Origin of the sequence: Allomuricauda sp. XS_ASV26 (assembly GCF_041224615.1) — a bacterium.
GTDB classification, from domain to species: domain Bacteria; phylum Bacteroidota; class Bacteroidia; order Flavobacteriales; family Flavobacteriaceae; genus Flagellimonas; species Flagellimonas alginolytica.
In genome coordinates this window covers 234,315-255,585 of the sequence record NZ_JBGFGK010000028.1, presented here as the reverse complement: position 1 = coordinate 255,585, position 21,271 = coordinate 234,315, and the positions used below count along the sequence as shown (strand labels likewise).

Annotated in this window: 19 protein-coding genes and 1 tRNA gene; 14 read left to right on the top strand and 6 right to left on the bottom strand. The window is 40.4% G+C overall.

What is annotated here, in order from left to right; all coding sequences use genetic code 11:
* Window positions 1-43: 43 nt before the first annotated feature.
* On the top strand, window positions 44-2,575 hold the full coding sequence (locus AB9K32_RS04220; protein ID WP_369884448.1) for a PIG-L family deacetylase: 2,532 nt from the start codon (window positions 44-46) through the stop codon (window positions 2,573-2,575).
* Window positions 2,576-2,686: 111 nt separating this feature from the next.
* Window positions 2,687-4,396 (top strand): sodium:solute symporter, encoded by a 1,710-nt coding sequence (locus AB9K32_RS04215; RefSeq protein WP_252079621.1) that lies wholly within the window; start codon window positions 2,687-2,689, stop codon window positions 4,394-4,396.
* Between the two features lie 52 nt (window positions 4,397-4,448).
* On the opposite strand, the gene AB9K32_RS04210 is transcribed toward AB9K32_RS04215, so the two are convergent.
* Window positions 4,449-5,303: a DUF2911 domain-containing protein gene (locus tag AB9K32_RS04210; protein ID WP_369884447.1), complete on the bottom strand. Its 855-nt coding sequence runs from the start codon at window positions 5,301-5,303 to the stop codon at window positions 4,449-4,451.
* Between the two features lie 171 nt (window positions 5,304-5,474).
* On the opposite strand from AB9K32_RS04210, the gene AB9K32_RS04205 reads away from it, so the two are divergent.
* The 6 genes from AB9K32_RS04205 to AB9K32_RS04180 all read left to right on the top strand — a co-directional run bounded on the left by AB9K32_RS04205 (window position 5,475) and on the right by AB9K32_RS04180 (window position 12,668).
* Window positions 5,475-5,972 (top strand): SRPBCC family protein, encoded by a 498-nt coding sequence (locus AB9K32_RS04205; RefSeq protein WP_252079619.1) that lies wholly within the window; start codon window positions 5,475-5,477, stop codon window positions 5,970-5,972.
* Between the two features lies 1 nt (window position 5,973).
* Window positions 5,974-6,663: an SDR family NAD(P)-dependent oxidoreductase gene (locus tag AB9K32_RS04200; protein ID WP_369884446.1), complete on the top strand. Its 690-nt coding sequence runs from the start codon at window positions 5,974-5,976 to the stop codon at window positions 6,661-6,663.
* Window positions 6,663-7,976 carry a deoxyribodipyrimidine photo-lyase gene (locus AB9K32_RS04195; RefSeq protein ID WP_369884445.1) on the top strand — a complete coding sequence of 438 codons (1,314 nt, stop codon included), beginning with the start codon at window positions 6,663-6,665 and terminating at the stop codon, window positions 7,974-7,976. The genes AB9K32_RS04200 and AB9K32_RS04195 overlap by 1 nt, the downstream gene beginning before the upstream one ends.
* Before the next feature lie 97 nt (window positions 7,977-8,073).
* On the top strand, window positions 8,074-9,501 hold the full coding sequence (locus tag AB9K32_RS04190; RefSeq protein WP_369884444.1) for an amidohydrolase: 1,428 nt from the start codon (window positions 8,074-8,076) through the stop codon (window positions 9,499-9,501).
* A 63-nt stretch (window positions 9,502-9,564) separates the two neighbouring features.
* Window positions 9,565-10,566 carry a pirin family protein gene (locus AB9K32_RS04185; protein ID WP_369884443.1) on the top strand — a complete coding sequence of 334 codons (1,002 nt, stop codon included), beginning with the start codon at window positions 9,565-9,567 and terminating at the stop codon, window positions 10,564-10,566.
* Between the two features lie 143 nt (window positions 10,567-10,709).
* On the top strand, window positions 10,710-12,668 hold the full coding sequence (locus tag AB9K32_RS04180) for a tetratricopeptide repeat protein (protein ID WP_369884442.1): 1,959 nt from the start codon (window positions 10,710-10,712) through the stop codon (window positions 12,666-12,668).
* A 1-nt stretch (window position 12,669) separates the two neighbouring features.
* Here the strand turns inward: AB9K32_RS04180 and murA are convergent, their stop codons facing one another.
* The 3 genes from murA to AB9K32_RS04165 all read right to left on the bottom strand — a co-directional run bounded on the left by murA (window position 12,670) and on the right by AB9K32_RS04165 (window position 15,003).
* Window positions 12,670-13,977 carry a UDP-N-acetylglucosamine 1-carboxyvinyltransferase gene (murA, locus tag AB9K32_RS04175; RefSeq protein ID WP_224837242.1) on the bottom strand — a complete coding sequence of 436 codons (1,308 nt, stop codon included), beginning with the start codon at window positions 13,975-13,977 and terminating at the stop codon, window positions 12,670-12,672.
* A 15-nt stretch (window positions 13,978-13,992) separates the two neighbouring features.
* Window positions 13,993-14,634 (bottom strand): DUF4290 domain-containing protein, encoded by a 642-nt coding sequence (locus tag AB9K32_RS04170; protein WP_252079614.1) that lies wholly within the window; start codon window positions 14,632-14,634, stop codon window positions 13,993-13,995.
* Between the two features lie 81 nt (window positions 14,635-14,715).
* The gene (locus tag AB9K32_RS04165) at window positions 14,716-15,003 is read right to left on the bottom strand and encodes a DUF493 family protein (protein WP_224837240.1); all 288 of its coding nucleotides are present in this window, start codon (window positions 15,001-15,003) and stop codon (window positions 14,716-14,718) included.
* A gap of 87 nt (window positions 15,004-15,090) precedes the next feature.
* Here AB9K32_RS04165 and AB9K32_RS04160 point away from each other — a divergent pair, with 87 nt between their 5' ends.
* The 5 genes from AB9K32_RS04160 to AB9K32_RS04140 all read left to right on the top strand — a co-directional run bounded on the left by AB9K32_RS04160 (window position 15,091) and on the right by AB9K32_RS04140 (window position 19,619).
* Window positions 15,091-15,654 carry an AAA family ATPase gene (locus tag AB9K32_RS04160; protein WP_224837239.1) on the top strand — a complete coding sequence of 188 codons (564 nt, stop codon included), beginning with the start codon at window positions 15,091-15,093 and terminating at the stop codon, window positions 15,652-15,654.
* Window positions 15,654-17,546, top strand: coding sequence for an ATP-dependent DNA helicase RecQ (locus tag AB9K32_RS04155; RefSeq protein WP_369884441.1), 1,893 nt, complete (start codon window positions 15,654-15,656; stop codon window positions 17,544-17,546). The genes AB9K32_RS04160 and AB9K32_RS04155 overlap by 1 nt, the downstream gene beginning before the upstream one ends.
* Window positions 17,527-18,489, top strand: coding sequence for a methionyl-tRNA formyltransferase (gene fmt / locus AB9K32_RS04150; RefSeq protein WP_369884440.1), 963 nt, complete (start codon window positions 17,527-17,529; stop codon window positions 18,487-18,489). Before AB9K32_RS04155 ends, fmt begins: the two co-directional genes overlap by 20 nt.
* Window positions 18,490-18,665: 176 nt before the next feature.
* Window positions 18,666-18,938 (top strand): HU family DNA-binding protein, encoded by a 273-nt coding sequence (locus AB9K32_RS04145; protein ID WP_014034238.1) that lies wholly within the window; start codon window positions 18,666-18,668, stop codon window positions 18,936-18,938.
* A 120-nt stretch (window positions 18,939-19,058) separates the two neighbouring features.
* Window positions 19,059-19,619 (top strand): YqgE/AlgH family protein, encoded by a 561-nt coding sequence (locus AB9K32_RS04140; RefSeq protein WP_224837236.1) that lies wholly within the window; start codon window positions 19,059-19,061, stop codon window positions 19,617-19,619.
* On the opposite strand, the gene AB9K32_RS04135 is transcribed toward AB9K32_RS04140, so the two are convergent.
* Both AB9K32_RS04135 and AB9K32_RS04130 read right to left on the bottom strand, forming a co-directional pair.
* Complete coding sequence (locus AB9K32_RS04135; RefSeq protein WP_369884439.1) at window positions 19,616-20,464, bottom strand: aminotransferase class IV; 849 nt, start codon at window positions 20,462-20,464, stop codon at window positions 19,616-19,618. The two genes, AB9K32_RS04140 and AB9K32_RS04135, sit on opposite strands and share 4 nt — an antisense overlap.
* A gap of 54 nt (window positions 20,465-20,518) precedes the next feature.
* On the bottom strand, window positions 20,519-20,902 hold the full coding sequence (locus tag AB9K32_RS04130) for an START-like domain-containing protein (RefSeq protein ID WP_224837234.1): 384 nt from the start codon (window positions 20,900-20,902) through the stop codon (window positions 20,519-20,521).
* A gap of 137 nt (window positions 20,903-21,039) precedes the next feature.
* Between AB9K32_RS04130 and AB9K32_RS04125 the strand changes: the two genes are divergently transcribed.
* Window positions 21,040-21,113, top strand: a tRNA-Met gene (locus AB9K32_RS04125).
* Window positions 21,114-21,271: the final 158 nt, after the last annotated feature.

Sequence of the window (21,271 nt, the reverse complement as noted above, 5' to 3'; positions counted from 1 at the left end):
ACACAAACTACCTATATTTGAACAACTTGCTAAACCAACGATCATGAAACATTTCTGGATATTTTTTTCAGCAACAATAGTATTGTTTACCAGTGGATTTGCGCAAAAACCAGAAAAACTTACCTCTGCCGAACTGTTTCACGAAGTTCAGAAATTGAATTTTTTGGGAACCGCACTTTATGTTGCGGCCCACCCCGATGACGAGAACACCAGCTTAATTTCGTACCTATCCAATCACAAAAAAGCAAAAACAGTATACCTATCCCTAACCCGTGGTGATGGTGGACAAAACCTGATTGGTTCAGAACTCAGAGAATTATTGGGCGTTCTGCGTACCCAGGAACTTTTGGCGGCAAGAAATGTGGATGGTGGAGAACAACTATTTACACGGGCAAACGATTTTGGATTCTCCAAACTGCCCAAAGAAACATTGGAGATTTGGGACAACGATAAAGTGTTGGCCGATGTAGTTTGGGCAATCCGAAATATTAAACCGGACGTGATCATAAATCGTTTTGACCACAGAACACCGGGAACTACGCATGGCCACCACACGGCCTCCGCAATGTTGAGCATGGAAGCTTTTGATCTGGCCAACAATCCACAAGCTTACCCGGAACAACTGAACCACTCCGATACTTGGCAACCCAAACGTATTTTTTATAATACATCTTGGTGGCAATATGGAAGTAGGGAAAAGTTTGCCAAAGCGGATAAATCCAATATGATTAAAATGGATGTTGGCGTATATTATCCGGAGCTTGGCCTATCCAACAATGAAATTTCGGCAATGTCCAGAAGCCAACACTTATGCCAAGGTTTTGGAACGTTAACGGTTCGTGGTTCGTCCGAGGAGTATTTGGAATTGCTTAAAGGACCGGCAGCTACCGGCAACGATCTTTTTGAAGGGGTCAATACAACCTGGTCCCGTGTAAAAGGTGGTGAAGCCATTGGACGGATTTTGGAAAAAGTCGAAGAAAATTTCGATTTTCAAAACCCGGCCAAGCACATACCTGAACTCATTAGAGCCTATCAAATGCTTCAAAATATTGAAGATGAGCATTGGAAGAGTATAAAATCAAAAGAATTAAAGCATATTATTTTGGCCGCTACTGGGCTATATCTGGAAGCCAGTTCCGAAAATGCTTCAGCCACCCCTGGAAGTCAGGCGTCCATCAATTTGGAAGCCATAAATAGATCGTCCGCCAACATTACTTTAAAAGAAATCCAGTTGGTCGGTGCAAACGCCAAGATCGCTCCAAACAAGGTTTTAACCAACAATCAAAAGGAAAGTTTTTCAATTGACTTTTCTGTCCCAAGTTCCATGATGTATACCAGTCCGTACTGGTTGAACGAGCAGGGGTCGCTTGGCATGTACGTGGTTAACAATCAACAATTTATAGGAAAACCGGAAACGCCCAAAGCCTTTAAAGCTAGATTTAGCTTGTTGTTCGATGGAAGTGAAATTATATTCGAAAAAGATATAGTACACCGCTATTCCAGACCGGACAAGGGAGAATTGTACGAGCCTTTTGCCATTCTTCCCGAAGTAACCTCCAAGATCGATGAAAAAGTTTTGATTTTTGCAAATTCGGACACCAAAGAAGTACAGGTAAAGGTCAGAGCTGGAAAAAATAATGTCTCTGGAACCATTTCATTAGATCATCCAACGGGCTGGTCGGTCTCCCCAAAATCCATACCATTTACGATCGAACAAAGAGGTGAAGAAATTCCGTTTACCTTTAAGGTCACTCCCCCAAATTCTGAGAGTGAAGGTTATATTGAACCAAAAATTACCGTTAGCGATCAAGTTTTTGACAAGGAATTGGTGGAAATCGCTTACGATCATATTCCAAAACAATCGGTTCTTTTGCGATCGGCGGCCAAAGTAGTGCGAATGAACATAAAAAAAGCTGGTGAACACATTGCCTACATTATGGGAGCTGGTGATAAGGTCCCTGAAAGTTTGGAACAGATCGGGTACCAAGTACATATTGTAGACCCCAATGAAATACAAAATGGAGATTTGGATAAGTATGATGCCGTAGTTGTAGGCATTCGAGCATACAATGTGATCGGCTCACTTAAGTTTAAACAGCCCGTGTTATTCGATTATGTGGAAAGAGGCGGAACTATGATCGTGCAATACAATACCGCTGGCAGATGGTCCAATCAATTTGAAAATATTGCGCCCTACGATATTACACTTTCACGGGATAGGGTTACCGACGAGAATGCCGAGGTCAAAATACTGGCTCCAAAAAATTCCCTTGTTAATTTTCCCAATGCCATTACCTCGAAAGATTTTGAAGGATGGGTACAAGAGCGCGGTCTATATTTTCCAAGCAAATGGAGTGCCGAGTTCACCCCTATTCTATCCATGAAAGATGAAGGTGAAACCGAAAAACAAGGAAGTTTAATTGTGGCACCTTACGGAGAAGGTCACTATATTTACACAGGACTTAGCTTCTTCAGGGAATTGCCCGTGGGAGTTTCCGGAGCATATAGACTGTTTGCCAACATGCTTTCGATCGGCAAAAATGAAGTAAAAAAGGACAGTAATGTCAAAGGATAACATGAACACCAAATACGAATGGAAAAGGGAATACAGCATTGTAATCCTCTTAAATGCCATTTATATCTTGGTTTTTTACCTCATTATGATACTAAATAATTAACATCCTGAATGGCATTACTTGATTGGATAATTCTTGGTAGTACCTTGCTTTTCATTGTTGCATACGGTGTTTGGAAAACACGTGGCAATAGCAATGTGGACGACTATGTCCGCGGGGGAGACAATATTAAATGGTGGACCATCGGTTTGTCCGTGATGGCCACTCAAGCCAGTGCCATTACCTTTTTATCCACACCGGGACAGGCTTTTAACGATGGTATGGGCTTTGTTCAATTCTATTTTGGATTGCCCCTGGCCATGATTTTTATTTGCTTGGTATTTATTCCCATCTATAAAAAACTAAAGGTCTATACCGCATACGAAATGTTAGAAGGTCGTTTTGACCTTAAAACCAGGACACTTACGGCATTATTATTCTTAATTCAGCGAGGACTTGCCGCCGGAATTACGATTTTTGCCCCTTCCATAATTCTTTCAGCAGTTTTGGGGTGGGACTTACGAACGCTCAACGTTATTATAGGAATATTGGTAATCATCTACACAGTTTCTGGAGGGACCAAAGCGGTAAGCGTAACCCAAAAACAGCAGATGTTCATTATTATGTTGGGTATGTTCTTTGCCTTTTTCTTTATTATGGGGGCTTTACCGACCGACCTTTCCTTTGGAAAGGCATTAAAAATTGCCGGGGCCAACAATAAACTCAATATTCTCGATTTTTCTTTCGATACCAATAATCGCTATACATTTTGGAGCGGTATCACTGGCGGGTTCTTTTTAGCTCTGGCCTATTTCGGGACCGACCAAAGCCAAGTACAACGTTATCTATCGGGCAGATCTGTTCGCGAAAGTCAGTTAGGCCTTATTTTTAACGGCGTTTTTAAAATCCCGATGCAATTTTTCATCCTTTTGGTCGGGACCATGGTTTTTGTTTTTTATCAATATAATTCCTCTCCCCTTAATTTTAATCCGGCAGCCACCGAGGCGGTATTGCAATCCGATTACGCCAACGACTACCAAGCACTGGAGAACGACCACAAGGAACTGGAAAAAGAAAAACGGATGGCACAGCATTCGTTTTCAGCGGCACTGGAGCTCAAAGAGTACAATGCGATAGAACAAGCAAAGCAGGATATCGTAAAGATCAATGAAAAGGAAAAAGCAAATCGGGCCACGGCAAAAACATTAATTTCAAAAGCTGATGATACTGTAGAGACAAATGATAAGGATTATGTGTTCATCCATTTTATTTTGAATAACCTGCCCATGGGTCTTATTGGGCTGTTATTGGCCGTAATTCTGTCCGCAGCAATGTCCTCCACGGCATCCGAATTGAATGCTCTGGGTACCATTACAGCGTTGGACCTTTATAAAAGGAGTATAAAAAAAGAAGAATCTCAGGAACACTATGTTAAAGCGACCAAGGTTTTCACTCTTGTTTGGGGAATAATTGCAATTATTATTGCCAATGTGGCCAACCTCTTTGATAACCTGATCCAGCTCGTAAACATTATTGGTTCTATTTTTTACGGTAATGTCCTGGGTATTTTCCTTTTGGCCTTTTTCTTTAAATATGTGAAAGGAAATGCCGTTTTTGTTGCTGCCATTGTTACCCAAGTGATCGTAATTATAGGTTGGTATTTTGATTGGATGTCCTATTTATGGTTGAATGCTTTCGGATGCTTGTTGGTTATCCTATTGGCCTTTATTACTCAAATATTCGATAATTTTCTGGGCAATTCCACCGCAATTGATGAATAAAAAAACCCACTTTTAAAGTGGGTCTCTTCAATATATTAAAATTGGGGCTTGCTTACATCTGGGCCCATTCTTTCAAGGAATCCTTGTTCATTTTAACATAATCCTGATTACCCGCAGCTTGAGCGGCCGCCAATGATTTTTTTGCTGCTTCGATAGCAGCTTTTTTATCTCCAAGTTTGGCATAGATCAAAGATTGTGTCCGCATCATCCAATATGCTTTACCTCCATCCATTTCTACTGCTTTGTTTACCCATTCCTTGGCTTGCTCCATATTCATGCCCTCGGCAAAATAATAAGAACCTGCGGCATAATAGTCGCCGGCTTTTAAATCTGCTGTATTGGCCATGGTCTCCTCTATACTTTTAGTGGCTTTTTTCACAGTTGGAACGGTAAATTCTACGCCGACATAAGTGTTCTCCCACATAATGCCCAACACACCTCCATTGTTATGAAGATCATCTATGGTAATGGTAAATGATTCTATCGGCACGGGTATATCCATTGTCTCCACTTTTACAGTAGCCGCAACTTTAGATGCATCCCACTCCTGTGGAGTACCCCAATTCTCTGTATCGGAATAGAAAAATACTTCCCAAACCGTTTCATTGGGTCTAGTGTAAATGGCATAGGAACCGGCTTTCAACTCCTTGCCCTTTACCACAACATCATCAGAGAAGGTTACTTTGGTATTTTGGTTGGCACCAGTTCTCCAAATAGCATCGAAAGGAACCAAATCCCCGAATATTTTTCTCCCTCTCATTGCAGGTCTGGAATATTCAACAGTAACATCGGTCAATCCCACTTTTTGTTCCAATTTGGAAAATGGACTGGGTGCAGGAGTCTGTATTTGCGCTTCCAAAGAAAAACACATGGATACAGTAAATAATAAGAGTGCAAATTTTTTCATAATTAAGTGTATTAAATGTTTAGCAAAACAAAATTAAGATAAAGCAGAGCTCAATTTGTTAATTAAAGTATAAATCAAAAATATCAATAAAAACTGTAGAATTTAATTTTTGTTTAACTTTATAACAAATAAATTAAACATTTTACGATTATCTTTGTACAAACTATTCGAATGCAGCTTTATCAATTAAAATCGAGGCAATTTTTGCCTATCAGTAAAAAGGAGGCCTGGGATTTTTTATCCGATCCAAAAAACCTTGCTGTGATAACACCCCCACACATGGGGTTTCATATCTTGTCCGGTGCAGATAGGCCCATGTTCCAGGGGCAAATAATCCAATATATAGTTAAACCATTCCCGCTTGTCTCAACAAAATGGGTAACAGAAATCACCCATGTGCAAAAAGGATCCTATTTTGTGGATGAACAACGGTTTGGCCCCTACTCTTTATGGCACCACAAGCACTTTATTAAAGAAGTTCCGGATGGTGTGGAAATGGAAGATATTATTGATTACAAATTACCTTTTGGGTTTCTTGGGCAAATAATGCATCCTATTTTGGTAAAAAAACAGTTGCAAAAAATATTCAGGTTCCGCGAAAAAAAACTGGCGGAAATGTTCGGAGAAGTAAAAGGTAAAACCAATTATCTCAACCTTAGAAAAGTATAAAATGAAACACATATTATTAATTGGAGGTTCTTATGGTATAGGCTTGGAAATGGCCAAACATCTTTCCAAGGAACACTCTGTTTATGTTGCAAGCAGGAGTAACGAAGAACTACACAATTTGGACGTAACCCATATTCCTTTTGATGCCTTAACCGAAGATATAACGCACAAAAACATCCCCGAAAAACTGGACGGCTTTGTGTATTGCCCCGGGAGCATCAATCTTAAACCTTTCAAATCATTGGGAATCGAAACAATTCAAAATGATCTGGAAATCAATTTTATCGCATTGGCCAAGACCGTAAAATCCATTATCGAACGTATGAACGAAGGTGGCAGTATGGTGTTTTTTAGTACCGTAGCTGTTGGAACAGGAATGCCTTTTCATACTAGTGTAGCAGCGGCCAAAGGTGCTATAGAAGGATTTTCTCGTGCTTTGGCGGCCGAGTACGCCCCAAAATTACGAATCAATGTAATTGCTCCATCCTTAGTGGACACTCCCCTATCCGAAAGATTGCTCAGCAACGAAAAAAAGAAAGCTATGATGGATCAGCGGCACCCTCTCAAAAGGGTCGGAACTGCAACCGATATAGCCAAAATGGGTGTTTTCTTATTGCAAGACGATAGTTCTTGGATTACCGGTCAGGTAATTGGTGTTGACGGCGGAATGTCCAGTTTAAATGTAAATTGATGAAGGACAAGGTCAATATATTTTGGTTTAGGCGAGATTTACGATTGGATGACAACGTTGCCTTGTACCATGCCCTTCAAAATGGCACGCCAGTTTTACCGATATTCATTTTTGATACCGAAATACTGGAAAATCTGCCAAAAAATGATGCCAGGGTCACGTTTATCCATGAACAGGTCCAAAAACTGAACAATCAACTTTCTACAAATTTCGATAGTGGCTTGGCCCAGTTTTACGGCACCCCAAAAAAGGTTATTCAACAACTAATTGAAGATTATACCATTGAGGCTGTTTATACCAATCACGATTACGAACCATACGCCAAAGAAAGAGATGCTAAAATAAAATCGTATTTAGAGGAAAACAATATTGATTTCAACACCTTTAAGGACCAAGTGATCTTTGAAAAAAGCGAAGTTGTCAAGGACGATGGCGAACCCTATGTGGTGTACACCCCGTTTATGCGTAAATGGAAAGAAACTTTTAATCCGTCCATCCATCTGGTGGATTATGATACTTTTCCCAATCTTGACAAGAATACGATTAAGAACAAGTCCTTGCCCCAACTCACCTTGGAAGATATAGGTTTTGAAGCATCTTTCATTAAAGTAGCGGATTTTACGGTTACACCAAATCTTATTCAAAAGTATGAAGATACCCGTGACTACCCCGACAAGGAAACAGGAACATCGCGATTGGGGCCCCATTTGCGATTTGGAACGGTTTCCATACGAAAAATGATAAAAAAAGCCATTGGAGAAAAAAACGAAACTTTTTGGAACGAACTGATCTGGAGAGAGTTCTTTATGCAGATATTATGGCATTTCCCCCACACGGTCAATCAAGCCTTCCGGGCCAAATATGATCGAATAGAATGGCGCAACAATGAAGATGAATTCGAAAAATGGAAAACGGGAAAAACAGGGTATCCATTGGTGGATGCCGGCATGCGAGAACTCAATGAAACCGGTTACATGCACAACCGTGTGAGAATGCTGGTTGCCAGCTTTCTTTGTAAACATTTATTGATAGATTGGCGTTGGGGCGAAGCCTATTTTGCAGAAAAACTCTTGGATTACGAAATGGCCAGCAATGTGGGGAATTGGCAATGGGCCGCTGGCAGTGGTGTGGATGCCGCACCATATTTTCGGATATTCAACCCCACTGCCCAGATCAAAAAATTTGATAAGGATAAGAAATACATCAACAAATGGGTCAAAGATCTTCAGGAATTAAGCTATCCAGACCCTATTGTGGAACACAAAATGGCAAGGGAACGATGCCTAAAAACCTATAAAGAAGCGGTTAGTTAAAGCTTTTTCTTTAAATTTAGTGCTATCGATATCGCTTTGCTGTACCACTCTCGGCAGCAATGTAGTTACGATATATAGCTAACTCAAAACTTTTACAATGAAAAATTTAACAACCTTATTTCTTTTTGGGATGTTCGTCCTGAACCTATCCGCCCAAAAGATGACCAAGGACAAAAAAGCCGTGGTCGAAGCCGTAGAAAAACATAAAGATAACCTTATACAAATCAGCGATTCTATCTGGGCCTTGGCCGAGACCGCTTTTGAGGAGTCGATTTCATCAAAATTACTTGCGGATTATGCTGAAAAAAATGGAATGACCGTTACTCGCGGTGTTGCGGATATCCCAACGGCCTTTGTTGCAACCTTTGGTTCGGGAAAACCCGTAATCAGTGTGTTGGGCGAGTTTGATGCACTCCCAGGATTATCCCAAAATACGGTCCCCAACAAAGATCCTCGAGTTGATGGCGCTCCTGGTCATGGCTGCGGCCACAATATGTTCGGTGCTGCCAGCTTGGGTGCCGCATTGGCAATTAAAGAACAGATCGAAGCTGGAAAAATACAAGGGACCGTCAAATTTTTAGGTACACCTGCCGAGGAAAAGTTCTTTGGTAAGGTTTGGATGGTCGAGGCCGGCCTCTGGGACGATGTAGATGTCAATGTAAGTTGGCACCCCTCCGCTCAAATAGAGGCCGATGTGCAAAGTGGGCTCTCCCTTATCGACTTTATGATCGAGTTTTATGGTCAAGCAGCACATGCATCATCCGATCCATGGAACGGAAGAAGTGCCGCAGATGCCCTGGAACTCTATACAACGGGAATCAATTATTATAGAGAGCATATAAAACCAACATCAAGAATACACTATCATATTCAAGATGGTGGCCAAGTGGTCAATGTAGTTCCCGATTATGCCCGTTTATGGGTTAGGGTCCGCGATCCTAAAAGAGAAGTTATGCTTCCAACTTTTGAACGAGTAAAGGCCATGGCGGAAGGTGCAGCCATTATGGCCAATGTAGAATATAAATACTCCTTGATTTCGGGTATCTACGAGACTTTGGTAAATCGTGAAGGAGGAAAGATCATGCAGAATAACCTAGAGCTTTTGGGACCAATAACCTATACCGAGGAGGAGACTGCCTTTGGTAAAGCCATTCAAGAGGCGACCGGAAAACCACAAGTGGGCATGGATGGCGAAATTCATCCGTTAAAAGAAACCGAGGCTTTGCCCGGCGGCGGTTCCACCGATGTTGGAGATGTAAGTTGGAACGTTCCGAACATTAACCTTGGGGTAACCGTTGCACCCAAAGGAACACCATGGCACTCTTGGGCCGTTGTGGCATGTGGCGGTATGAGTATAGGACATAAAGGCATGGTCTATGCTTCAAAAGCCATGGGAATGACCATGTTCGACCTGTTCGATGACCCCAAATTGGTAGAAAAAGTCAAAGATGAATATATTACCAGAAAAGGTGATGTAAAATACGAGGCCATGATCGATGGCCCACCACCTATTCCCGGAAAATAACTTGCTACGAAATACATAAAAAGCCTGCTCAGAGCAGGCTTTTTTACCAAAACAAAACTTAACATGAAAAAATCGGTAAAACAAACGTTTCCATTAAGTATACCATGGCAAACATTAGATCCCTTTTTGTTCAGTGTGTATCATTTGGACAATTACCCAAAAGGTAACGGTGAAATGGGTCCTGACAGCTCACTACTTCAAGATAGAAACTTAGGAAACGATTTTGACCCATCTCACAAATGGCGAATGTACCACGGACAGACCATTCCTGGGTTTCCTTATCATCCACATAGAGGTTTTGAGACGATAACCATAGTAAACAAAGGGTTTTGTGATCATTCCGATTCGTTGGGAGCAGCTGGAAGGTTCGGCGAAGGCGACGTACAATGGATGACAGCCGGACGCGGTGTACAGCACTCCGAAATGTTTCCCTTGCTCAAAGATGATGAGGAAAATACTTTAGAGTTGTTCCAGATTTGGTTGAATTTACCGAAAGCTGGAAAATTCGCGGACCCTCACTTCAGAATGCTCTGGAATGAAGATATTCCAGTTGTAGAGGAGCAAAATGCAAAAATCAAGATAATTGCCGGTGCCTATAAAAATGTTGCCTCGCTCGATCCCGCTCCCGATTCTTGGGCGGCTGACCCCAAAAACGAAGTTGCCATTTGGAACATCCATGCCCGTGCAGCGTCCGAATATGTGTTGCCAAAAGCCAATACCGCTGTTAGTCGGGTGCTATATTTTTATGATGGCAACTATATTCATATCGAGGATAAAAAAATAAATCCCAACTTTGGCATTGTTTTAGACCCCAGCCGAGATGTTAATATTAAAATTGGCTCGGAAACTGCACATTTTATGCTATTGCAAGGAAAACCCATTGGTGAACCGGTTGCCAAATATGGACCCTTTGTAATGAACACCCAGGCTGAGATCCAAAAAGCAATGGAAGAGTACCGATTGACTCAATTTGGGGGATGGCCATGGCCCTATCCAGACCATGTTCACGAAAAAAATAGAGGGCGTTTTGCTCTGTATCCTGATGGGAATTTAGAAAAGAAATAATCATTTTTTTCCTACTTCTAGAATTTTTTTAATCCAAATTCTCGCTAACAGGTCACAATAAGGAGAAAACTTCATAAATTAATACCAGCCAGAACCATTTGAATAGAAATCAACCTTCATCTATTCGATAAACCAACCATTGTATGAAGTCATCCTTTTGTTTAATTTTTACTTTGCTCCTATTCCTTTTATCCCAAAACATCTGTTTTGCCCAAAGCAAAGAAATAGATAGTTTACAGAACCTACTAAAAACAGCAGATGACACAACCAAGGTAAATCTAAAAAGAAGGTTGGCCGGGCTACTACGTTCCAAAGACAAGGAAAAAGCTGTGGAAATGGTAACATCTGGAATTGAGTTGGCAAAGAAAATAAACTACCCAAAAGGGGAAATAGAGTCTCTTTTCTCTTTGGGAATCATACACGGGATGACCGGTAGTTATCCGGAATCCCTTGAAGTATTTAAACAATGCCTTGCCTTATCCAAAGAGCATAAAAATTATGAGCACGTCTACAAAAGCTACAATTCCTTTGGCATCATATATAAGCAAATTGGTGATTATCCAACGAGTAAGGATTACTATCTCAAATGCATTAAACTTGTTGATTCCCTAAACCTATCCTTGGATATTACCGCTGCTTATACCAATTTGGGTGTTTTATACGACCTAATGGATGAACCGGAAAATGCAAAAAAGCAATATGAAAGAGCATTGGAAATATATAGTGGATCAAACAGGGAGTCTTTGGAAAACATTGTAGTTAGCAACCTGGCCTTGTTGGACATGAACGAAAACAAATATACCGATGCGCTGGAGAAATTATTAAAGAGCAAGGAGTATCAGGAATCCGAAAATGAAAAACTAAAACTCTGTACAACATATTCGAATATCGCACAATGCTATTTAAACCTAAACCGATCAAAACTTGCAGAAGAATACTTTGTAAAATCGTTGGAATTGAGCAAACAGCTCTCAAACAAAACACAGATCGCGGTTTCTTATTATGGTCTTGCCGAATTAATGCTGCAACAAAATAAATATCCAGAGGCAATTGATTATTCTAAAAAAAACCTAGAGGCACTCAATAAAACCCGAGGTTACAAATATTTTATGGAGGCGCATGACCTGGCGCACGAAATTTATACCTCCACAAAACAATTTCCAGATGCCATTTATCATCTAAAACAGTCCGTTGCCTTCCGCGATAGCCTTTTGAACGAAACCAAGATCAAGGAGATTCAAAACCTCCAGATACAGCATGATGTTTACCTAAAAGACCGGGAAATCAAAGAGAATAAATTAGAACTCGAGTTGATGGGCTCTTATATCGATTTAAACCAGAAACGTATTGGCTACCTTTCGATAATTGCTCTTTTATTGTTGTTTTCTGCCAGTTTATTGTATTTCCGCTATAGAAGCAAGCAAAAATCGAATGCAATGCTTGTTGAGAAAAATATACTGATTTACGAACAAAAAGAAATAATCCAAGAAATGAACATTGAATTGGAAAAAAGGATGCTTCGAGCACAAATGAATCCCCATTTTATCTTCAATTCTTTAAGTTCCATTCAACACTTGATCAATTCAAACGATCGAAAAGGAGCATTGACCTATCTATCCAAATTCTCAAAACTGCTGCGGCAAGTACTGGAAACCTCTATCAATATAAGTTTACCTCTAAAGGACGAAATTGAATTGTTAAAAATCTATATTGAATTGGAAGCCCTACGTTTTGACAATTCTTTTACCTATGATTTTAAGGTTGATGAAAACTTGGATATCCATAATGCTGAAATACCCATGTTATTGGTTCAACCTTATATTGAAAACGCCATAATACATGGCCTTATGCCTAAAAAAGGAAACAAAGAACTCAAAGTATCTTTCCATGAGAGCGATGATAATATTGTTTGCACGATAGAAGATAACGGCGTGGGAATGTCCTCAAAACCAAAAGAAAGTTCGTATGAGCGTCCATCCAGAGGTATGTCCATAACCGCAAAGCGTATCGAAGCCCTCAAAAAGTTTTCAAATCAAGAATTAGTGCGCATACAAAGCACCAAAGAAGGAACAAAAGTAACTATACTTATTCCCAAGGATTAGATCACACTCTTACGATATTCGCCCCTATAGCACGCAAACGTTCATCGATATTCTCGTAACCCCGATCAATTTGCTCAATATTATGTATAGTGGAAGTTCCCTTGGCAGACAATGCTGCGATCAAAAGGGAAACTCCAGCACGAATATCCGGAGAAACCATGGTAGTGGCTTTTAAGGTAGATTTAAAATCGTGTCCAATCACCGTGGCTCGGTGTGGATCGCAGAGAATTATCTTTGCCCCCATATCGATCAACTTATCTACAAAGAACAAACGACTCTCGAACATTTTTTGATGGATGAGCACTTCTCCCCTTGCTTGAGTGGCTACAACCAAAATTATACTCAATAAATCCGGGGTTAGTCCAGGCCATGGGGCATCGGCAATGGTCAGTATAGATCCATCGATAAAGTTCTGTATTTCGTAACCTTCTTCGTGTTTCGGGATAAAGATATCGTCCCCTTTTCTTTCTAAAGTGATACCCAACTTTCTGAATACGGTCGGAATTTGTCCCAAATCGTTCCAACTTACATTCTTAATGGTAAGTTCGCTTTGGGTCATTGCAGCCAATCCGACCCAGCTACCGATTTCTATCATATCGGGCAACATGGTATGTTCCGTACCCCCCAAAGAGTCCACCCCATCGATAGTCAATAGATTGGAGCCTATACCTGAAATTTTTGCGCCCATACGGTTCAGCATTTTGCACAATTGCTGCAGATAGGGTTCACAAGCTGCATTATAAATGGTTGTTGTTCCCTCTGCCAAAACAGCTGCCATCACAATATTGGCTGTACCGGTAACGGATGCTTCATCCAACAACATGTAGGTTCCGGTGAGTTTCTCCGCTTCTACACCGTAAAAGTGTTCTTCTTTGTTATACCTAAAATTGGCTCCCAGTTTAATAAATCCTTCAAAATGGGTATCCAATCTTCGCCTGCCTATTTTATCGCCGCCTGGTTTGGGGATGTATCCTTTTCCAAATCTGGACAACAAAGGTCCCACCAACATTATGGAACCCCTAAGGCCTCTACCATCTTCTTTAAACTTGGCCGATTGCAGGTAATCCAGATTTACGTCGTCTGCCTTAAATGTGTAGGAACCCTTACCTTTTTTCTGGATTTTCACGCCTAAATCCTCGAGTAAGGAAATTAGTTTATTGACATCGACGATGTCCGGTATGTTGTTGATGGTAATTTTTTCTTCTGACAACAAAACAGCACAAAGAATCTGTAGTGCTTCGTTCTTTGCTCCTTGCGGGGTGATCTCACCATGTAACCGGTGTCCGCCCTCTATTCGAAATGTACCCATGAATTCCTTTGGAGTTTAATATCTTTTTTTCCTTCCTCTTTGATTCTTTTTTCCGCGGTTGCTGTTGGATCTAGCCGGTTTGTTTTTAAGGAACTGCCCACTTTCCGTTAGACTCTCGTCTTTTTTGGCCAAATCGATTTTTCCATCACTCAGTTCTTTGAGGTGGTTAAAAATCACACCATCTTCAACGGTATCCTTGTTCCAAACGAGGTAGCACTTTTTCATGTGGTTGGCAATGGCATATTCCAGTCCCGACCTCATGTCCCCTTCTTCCCATTGAACCGCCACATCTATCATTCTTTTGATATTGTTTCCATAAAAACGGTATTTGGGATGATTTTGTGGGTAATTCAATGGCTCGGGTCGCTGTTGCAACATTTCCTTGGAAGTAATGGGAAATGGTGAATCCACATCCAATTTAAAGTCGGCCATAATAAACAACTGGTCCCATAATTTGTGCTGAAAATCGGGAACATCCCTTAAATGCGGCTGTAGATTGCCCATAACACTAATTATGGATTTGGCCACTTTATTACGCTCTTCACGGTCTTCTATGGCAACTGCATGGTCTACCATCTTTTGAAAATGACGACCATACTCAGGAATAAAAAGTTTTGGACGTTCTGTATTGTATTCTAGGTTATATACTTCGTTCAAATTAACGTGTTTAGAAGTTTAAATTAGGAAAGTCTATCCGATAACGCCTGCAAAATACTAAAATTATGGCAAACAAAGGTTTTACAGGGAAATAACGCCTTCTACTATGGAAACCTCCTTGTATTTTTCTATCACTGCATCGGGATCTTGCATTTGTACCATAATGGATATACTGGTGTACGTTCCTTTTTTCGATTTTTTTGACTCGATCACTGCACCGGTGTTATCAAAAATCTTATGCACTTGCTGTATGCGCGCCTCATCGGTTGGTACTATAAATTTATAAAGATAATTGGACGGCCAATCGGTGTTTTCGAGCAATTTTTCCCTTAACCTATTATAAAATTCATCTGTATCGTTCTTGTCCATGCCTTATTTTTTACAAATATATGGCTTAGCCTTCAATTTTTTTTCCTTGTGGCTATTTCATTACTTTGCACCTTTAATTCAAGGTCTTTGGGAAAGAGCAAGGTAGTAATTACAGGAGCTCCCGGAACGGGAAAAACATCCATTGTTAACGGATTGGAAAGCAAAGGGTATCATTGCTTTCATGAAATTATCAGGGACATGACCTCCAAAGCTAAACTGGAAGGACAGTGTGAGGAACATATCTCCAACCCATTGGTGTTTGTGGACGATGCCATGCAGTTCAACAAAGACCTGCTCGAAGGCAGAACGAGGCACTATAAACAATCTTTGACCACCAATGTTCCCATAAGTTTTTTTGACCGTGGTATTCCCGATGTATTGGCCTATATGGATTTTTTTGAACAGGAATACGACACGTTTTTTACCTCCCATTGTGAGGACCACAGATACGATTCTGTTTTTATTGTTCCGCCATGGAAAGAAATTTACGTATCCGACAACGAAAGATTGGAAACTTTTGAAGAGGCTGAACGCATTCATCTTGCCTTGATGAAAACCTATACCCAATTTGGCTATGACCCCATCGAAGTGCCAAAAGATGCAGTCCCAAATAGGATTGAATTTATTTTGGAAACACTTAAAAATCCATAGTGCACAAAGACACCGCAAGTATTTTAAAACACTTTTGGGGCTACGATGGTTTTAGGGGCTCCCAACAAAACATTATTGGCAATGTCCTAGCAGGCAAAGATGTTCTGGCTTTAATGCCCACCGGAGGCGGAAAGTCGGTTTGCTACCAAGTGCCCTCGCTTGCCATGGAGGGTATTTGTATTGTTGTTTCTCCATTGGTCGCGTTGATTCAAGATCAAGTATCTCAGCTAAAAAAAAGAAACATTAAAGCTATTGCGTTAACAGGTGGGATTTCAAAAGAGGAACTGAACAATCTGCTCGATAACTGCATTTATGGCAATTATAAATTTTTGTATCTGTCCCCAGAGCGATTGCAACAACCCTTGGTTCAAGGACGTATCCAACAGATGAATGTTAACCTTATCGCCATTGATGAGGCCCACTGTATCTCACAATGGGGTAACGACTTTAGGCCTTCTTACTTGGGCTGCTCCATTTTAAAGGAATTGGTGCCCAACGCTCCAATGATCGCACTTACGGCAACGGCGACTCCAAAAGTTGTTCGCGATATTGTCGAGAATTTACAATTGGAGCAGGTACAGATCTTTAAGGATTCGTTTTCGCGATCTAATATTGTATTTAAGGTAAAGCATTCCGAAGATAAGCTCTACCAACTTAAAAAATACATGGACAAGGTGCCGGGCAGTGCCATTGTTTATGTACGCTCAAGAAAAATGTCCATCTCTCTTGCCAATTTTTTGATAAGGAACGGTATCTCCGCCTCGTTTTTTCATGGAGGCATTCCAAAATCCGACAAAGAAGAAAAACTTAACCTTTGGTTAAGCGGTAAGGTACGGGCGATGGTGGCTACCAATGCCTTTGGAATGGGAGTGGACAAGCCGGATGTTCGCCTAGTGGTCCATTATCAAATCCCCGATAGCCTGGAGAGCTATTTTCAAGAAGCGGGGCGCGCAGGAAGGGATGGTAAACCATCAACGGCCATAATTGTTTCCTCTAACGAAGATGCCGAAAAGGCACAACAACAATTTTTGGCCAATTTGCCCGATGTGGCATTTGTTAAAATGGTGTATTCCAAACTCAACAATTATTTCCAGATATCGTACGGTGAACTTATAAGTGAACCTTTGGCCTTTACATTCAATGAATTTTGCAAACGCTACGGGTTTAATCCGAACACGACTTTTAATGCTATTCGAATATTAGATCAAAATTCGGTTCTTACGCTTTCCGAAAACTTCAAGGAGAAAACAACATTACAATTTGTTGCGCCAAAAACGCAAATATTTGATTATTTGGACAAAAACAGGAAAACGGCCCCCATCATTCAGACCATACTAAGAACGTATGGGGGCATTACGGATTACGAAACAAAAATCAATCTGTATCTGTTGTCACAAAAAACCGGAACAAGCGAGAAACAGTTGAAGCAGTTACTTCAACAGCTTGCCGACGACCTGATTGTGAAATACAAAAACAACACATCTGACCTTGAAATTACTTTTTTGGTACCCCGCGAAGATGATCACACCATTAATTTGTTTGCAAAGAAAATCAAGGGTTTTAATCAAGTTAAACAAAAAAATATGGAGGCCATGTTGGGGTACATTACCAATATAAAGGTATGCCGAAGTGTATATCTCCTGAATTATTTTGGTGAAAAGGTTTCCGAAAACTGCGGTACTTGCGATATTTGTAGACAAGAGAAAGTAATGCCCTCCTCGCATTATTTGGAGAAAAAGATCATGGAGCTATTAGAAATTCGGCCCCATACTTCCCGACAATTGGAAAAGGAAACCGGCGCCAATGAGGAGGAACTTTTAACAACACTGGAAAGACTGCTTGAAGATGAGCTGATCTCCATAAACTATAAAAATGAGTACATCAAAAAATAGCCCCCTACGTATTGTATTTATGGGCACCCCGGATTTTGCCGTGCAAAGCCTTAAAAAAATATTGGAGGCTGGTTTAAATGTTGTCGGTGTAATTACTGCTCCCGATAGACCTGCAGGTCGAGGACGAAAGGTTCAACAATCGGCCGTAAAGCAATTTGCGGTCGAGCAACAAATAAAAGTTTTACAGCCCACCAATTTAAAGGATGAATCTTTTTTGGAAGAACTCAAAAGCCTTGAAGCGAACTTACAAGTGGTCGTGGCTTTTAGGATGTTGCCCAAAGCTGTTTGGCAAATGCCGGAATACGGCACCTTTAACCTTCATGCGTCTCTCCTGCCCCAATATCGGGGAGCCGCCCCAATTAATTGGGCTATAATCAATGGTGAAACCGAAACAGGGGTCACCACATTTTTTATTGATGAAAAAATAGATACGGGGAGCATCATTCTACAGAAAACAGAAAAAATCTCACAAGATGATACCGCTGGCTCCTTACACGATAGATTAATGACCATTGGCGCCGATCTAGTGGTAGAGACCTGTAAGCAAATAGAAGCAGGAACAGTTATTCGACAAAAACAGGACGAAAGCACGGAATTAAAACCAGCTCCGAAAATCCATAAGGACACCTGCCGGATAAATTGGGAAGCATCCATGGAAGATATTTATAATCATATACGTGGACTAAGTCCTTATCCCGGTGCATGGACCAAATTGGTCAATGCGGAAAAAGAGGAGCCTATGAAAATCTTTAGGACCGAAATGGAAGAGATTGAGCACGATTATGGAACTGGAGAATTATTTGTGGAGAAAAACTCCATGAAGGTGGCCGTGAAAAATGGATATATCAACCTTTTGGAGCTACAATTGCCCGGTAAGCGAAAAATGCATATCAACGAGGTTTTGAACGGATTAAATCTGGAAAAAGAGGCTCATCTCCGCTAAGGCCTTGCTATGATTGGGCTAGGAAAATTTGTCATTTTTTTCCGACTTTATCAACAAACGTTTCAAGTTATCAACAAAAACCCCTATTTCCCTAGGTTTTGCTTGCGTGGGACGCAAATCCATATAAATTTGTTCAGCATTAAAATTATATTAACAACAATTAATTTAATTCCATTATGAACAAAACAGAATTAATCGATGCTATGGCAGCTGATGCTGGCATCACTAAAGCAGCAGCTAAAAAAGCATTGGAGTCTTTCTTGGGAAATGTAGAAGGAACGCTTAAAAAAGGAGACAGAGTTTCCTTGGTAGGTTTTGGTTCTTGGTCAGTTTCTAAAAGAAGCGCTAGAGAAGGTAGAAATCCACAGACTGGAGCTACTATTAAGATTGCCGCTAAGAACGTTGTAAAGTTCAAAGCAGGTGCTGAATTGAGCGGTGCAGTAAACTAATCAATTGTATTTTTAATATACAAAAGCACCCCGATCGGGGTGCTTTTTTAGTTTATATGATTCCCATTTTTTGTATATGTTAAATATTATGTTAAATTTAAATAAACGAAACACTTGAAGATGGTAACCCAAAAGCCAAAAAAAGGAAATTTGCTCGTTGCTGAACCTTCGCTGACCGGGGATGTTTCTTTTAACCGATCGGTGGTGCTTATAGCGGAACACAATGATGAAGGTTCTGTAGGCTTTATATTGAACAAACCCTTGGATTATACCATCTGTGACCTCGTTTCCGATATTACCATTCCGTTCCAAGTTTTTAATGGAGGCCCCGTAGAACAGGACAATCTCTACTTTATCCATAAAGTACCGGAACTTATTGAAAACAGTGTTGAGATTTCCGATGGTATTTTTTGGGGCGGTAATTTTGAAAAGACCATTAAATTGATCAACAACGGTATTATTACCGAACAGGATATCCGTTTCTTTTTGGGGTATTCCGGTTGGGGAATAAGTCAATTGGATCAAGAGCTGTCCTCCAAATCGTGGGTAGTGCTTCCCAACGAATATGAAAGCAGTATTTTGGAAAAATCCTCCAATGCGTTTTGGAAAGAAAAAATGGTCGAATTGGGCGGCGATTATCTTCTATGGTCCAATTCGCCGGAGAACCCTTCGCTGAATTAAACGCCTATCCTAGCTTTTGCATTTAGTTTGCCCACCAAACTTTTGGCAACTGTTCCATTGTACTCCTTTTTCCTGTATTTACTTATTGGCTGAATACCTATAATTGAATTGGTAATGAATAGTTCATCCACTTTTTGAAGTTCAAATGGAGAAATGGATGCTTCTACAAGATCGAACTCTTCAGAAGCAGCGATCAATTTCATCAAATTTTTTCTGATGATACCGTCCAGGCATCCATCGCTCAAAGGGGGGGTTTTAACCTCATTGCCCTTAACCAAAAACAGGTTGCCATTAATGGCCTCGACCACTTTTTTATCCGTATTCACCAACAAACAGTTGGCGTATCCATTTTCTTGGGCATAAACCCCTGCAACAACATGTAATAACTTATTGGTGGTCTTTAGGTTGGACAACATGTCCTTGTTCACATAAAAATCCTTGAACAGCTCCACCTCGTAAGTACCATTGTCTATCGTGAAAAATGGAGATTTCATGGAACTAACTTCTATAAGGTAGGATACGTTATTTGTACTTGGTGTGTACAGCCCCCCCTCGTTTCTATACACGGATAACCGTATGCGAACTGCGCCATTTTCCAACTCATTTGCTGTAATGGTTTTCTTGATCTGTTCTTCTAAATACTCCAGAGTAAATTCCATTGGAATTTCCATTCTAAGAATACGCATGGAAGCCATCAGTCTAAAATAATGGTCTTCCCAAAAAAAGAGTGTCCCATTTACATAACGAACAGTTTCAAAAAGGGCATCGCCGTACTTAAATCCCCTATTATTGTAGGTAAATATTGCCTCATCATCCGCTAAAATTTCTCCATTAGAATTGACCATAAAAAAGTCCCGATTTTTTTCGGGACCAAATATACGGTTTACTTAAGAATTGTTCTAGGTAGATCCCAGTACTTGCTTAAGGTCGGAAACTTGGTTTTCCCAGAGCATTTTTGCCTCGTCCACTTCATCTTCGTCTGCAAAATCTGTTATAAACAAGGAAACATCCTTGGTGATTTCGTCTACAATAATTCGCATTTCAAAAAAGGAATCGTCATCATTTTCTTCCCAGGCCAACTTTACAAACTCTTCGCTTTTACGTTTTAGCATTTTTGCTCTTTCCTCTGATCCATCCCAGATAAAGGTAAACACCTCTCCTCTGGAATTAACGTTATCTGCGTACCATTCAGATAATCCTGAAGGTGTGGAAATATATTGGTAAAGCAATTGTGGTGAGGCCTGGATAACGAATTCCAGTTCAAATTTAACCTTATCACTCATAGTCGTGTTCTTTAAATCCTTTTCAACATTTGTATAGTTTGGGAAGATATAAAAATAAATGTCAAATAATAAATTAATAATGAATTTTGATTCAGCGAAAATTTAAACATATATTTGCACCCGCTTAGCAAAACCATGGCGAGGTAGCTCAGCTGGTTAGAGCGTCGGATTCATAACCCGGAGGCCGGGGGTTCAAGTCCCCCTCTCGCTACAAAATGAGAAGCCATTTAACTGTATTTTAGTTAGATGGCTTTTTTTATGTCCTTCATCTACATTTCCTTTTTTTAATTCAGATAAAAACTCTACAACTTTTCTTTATAGGACTCCCAAACAAAGCATACGGAATAGCTATTTGGTACTAGGTTGATC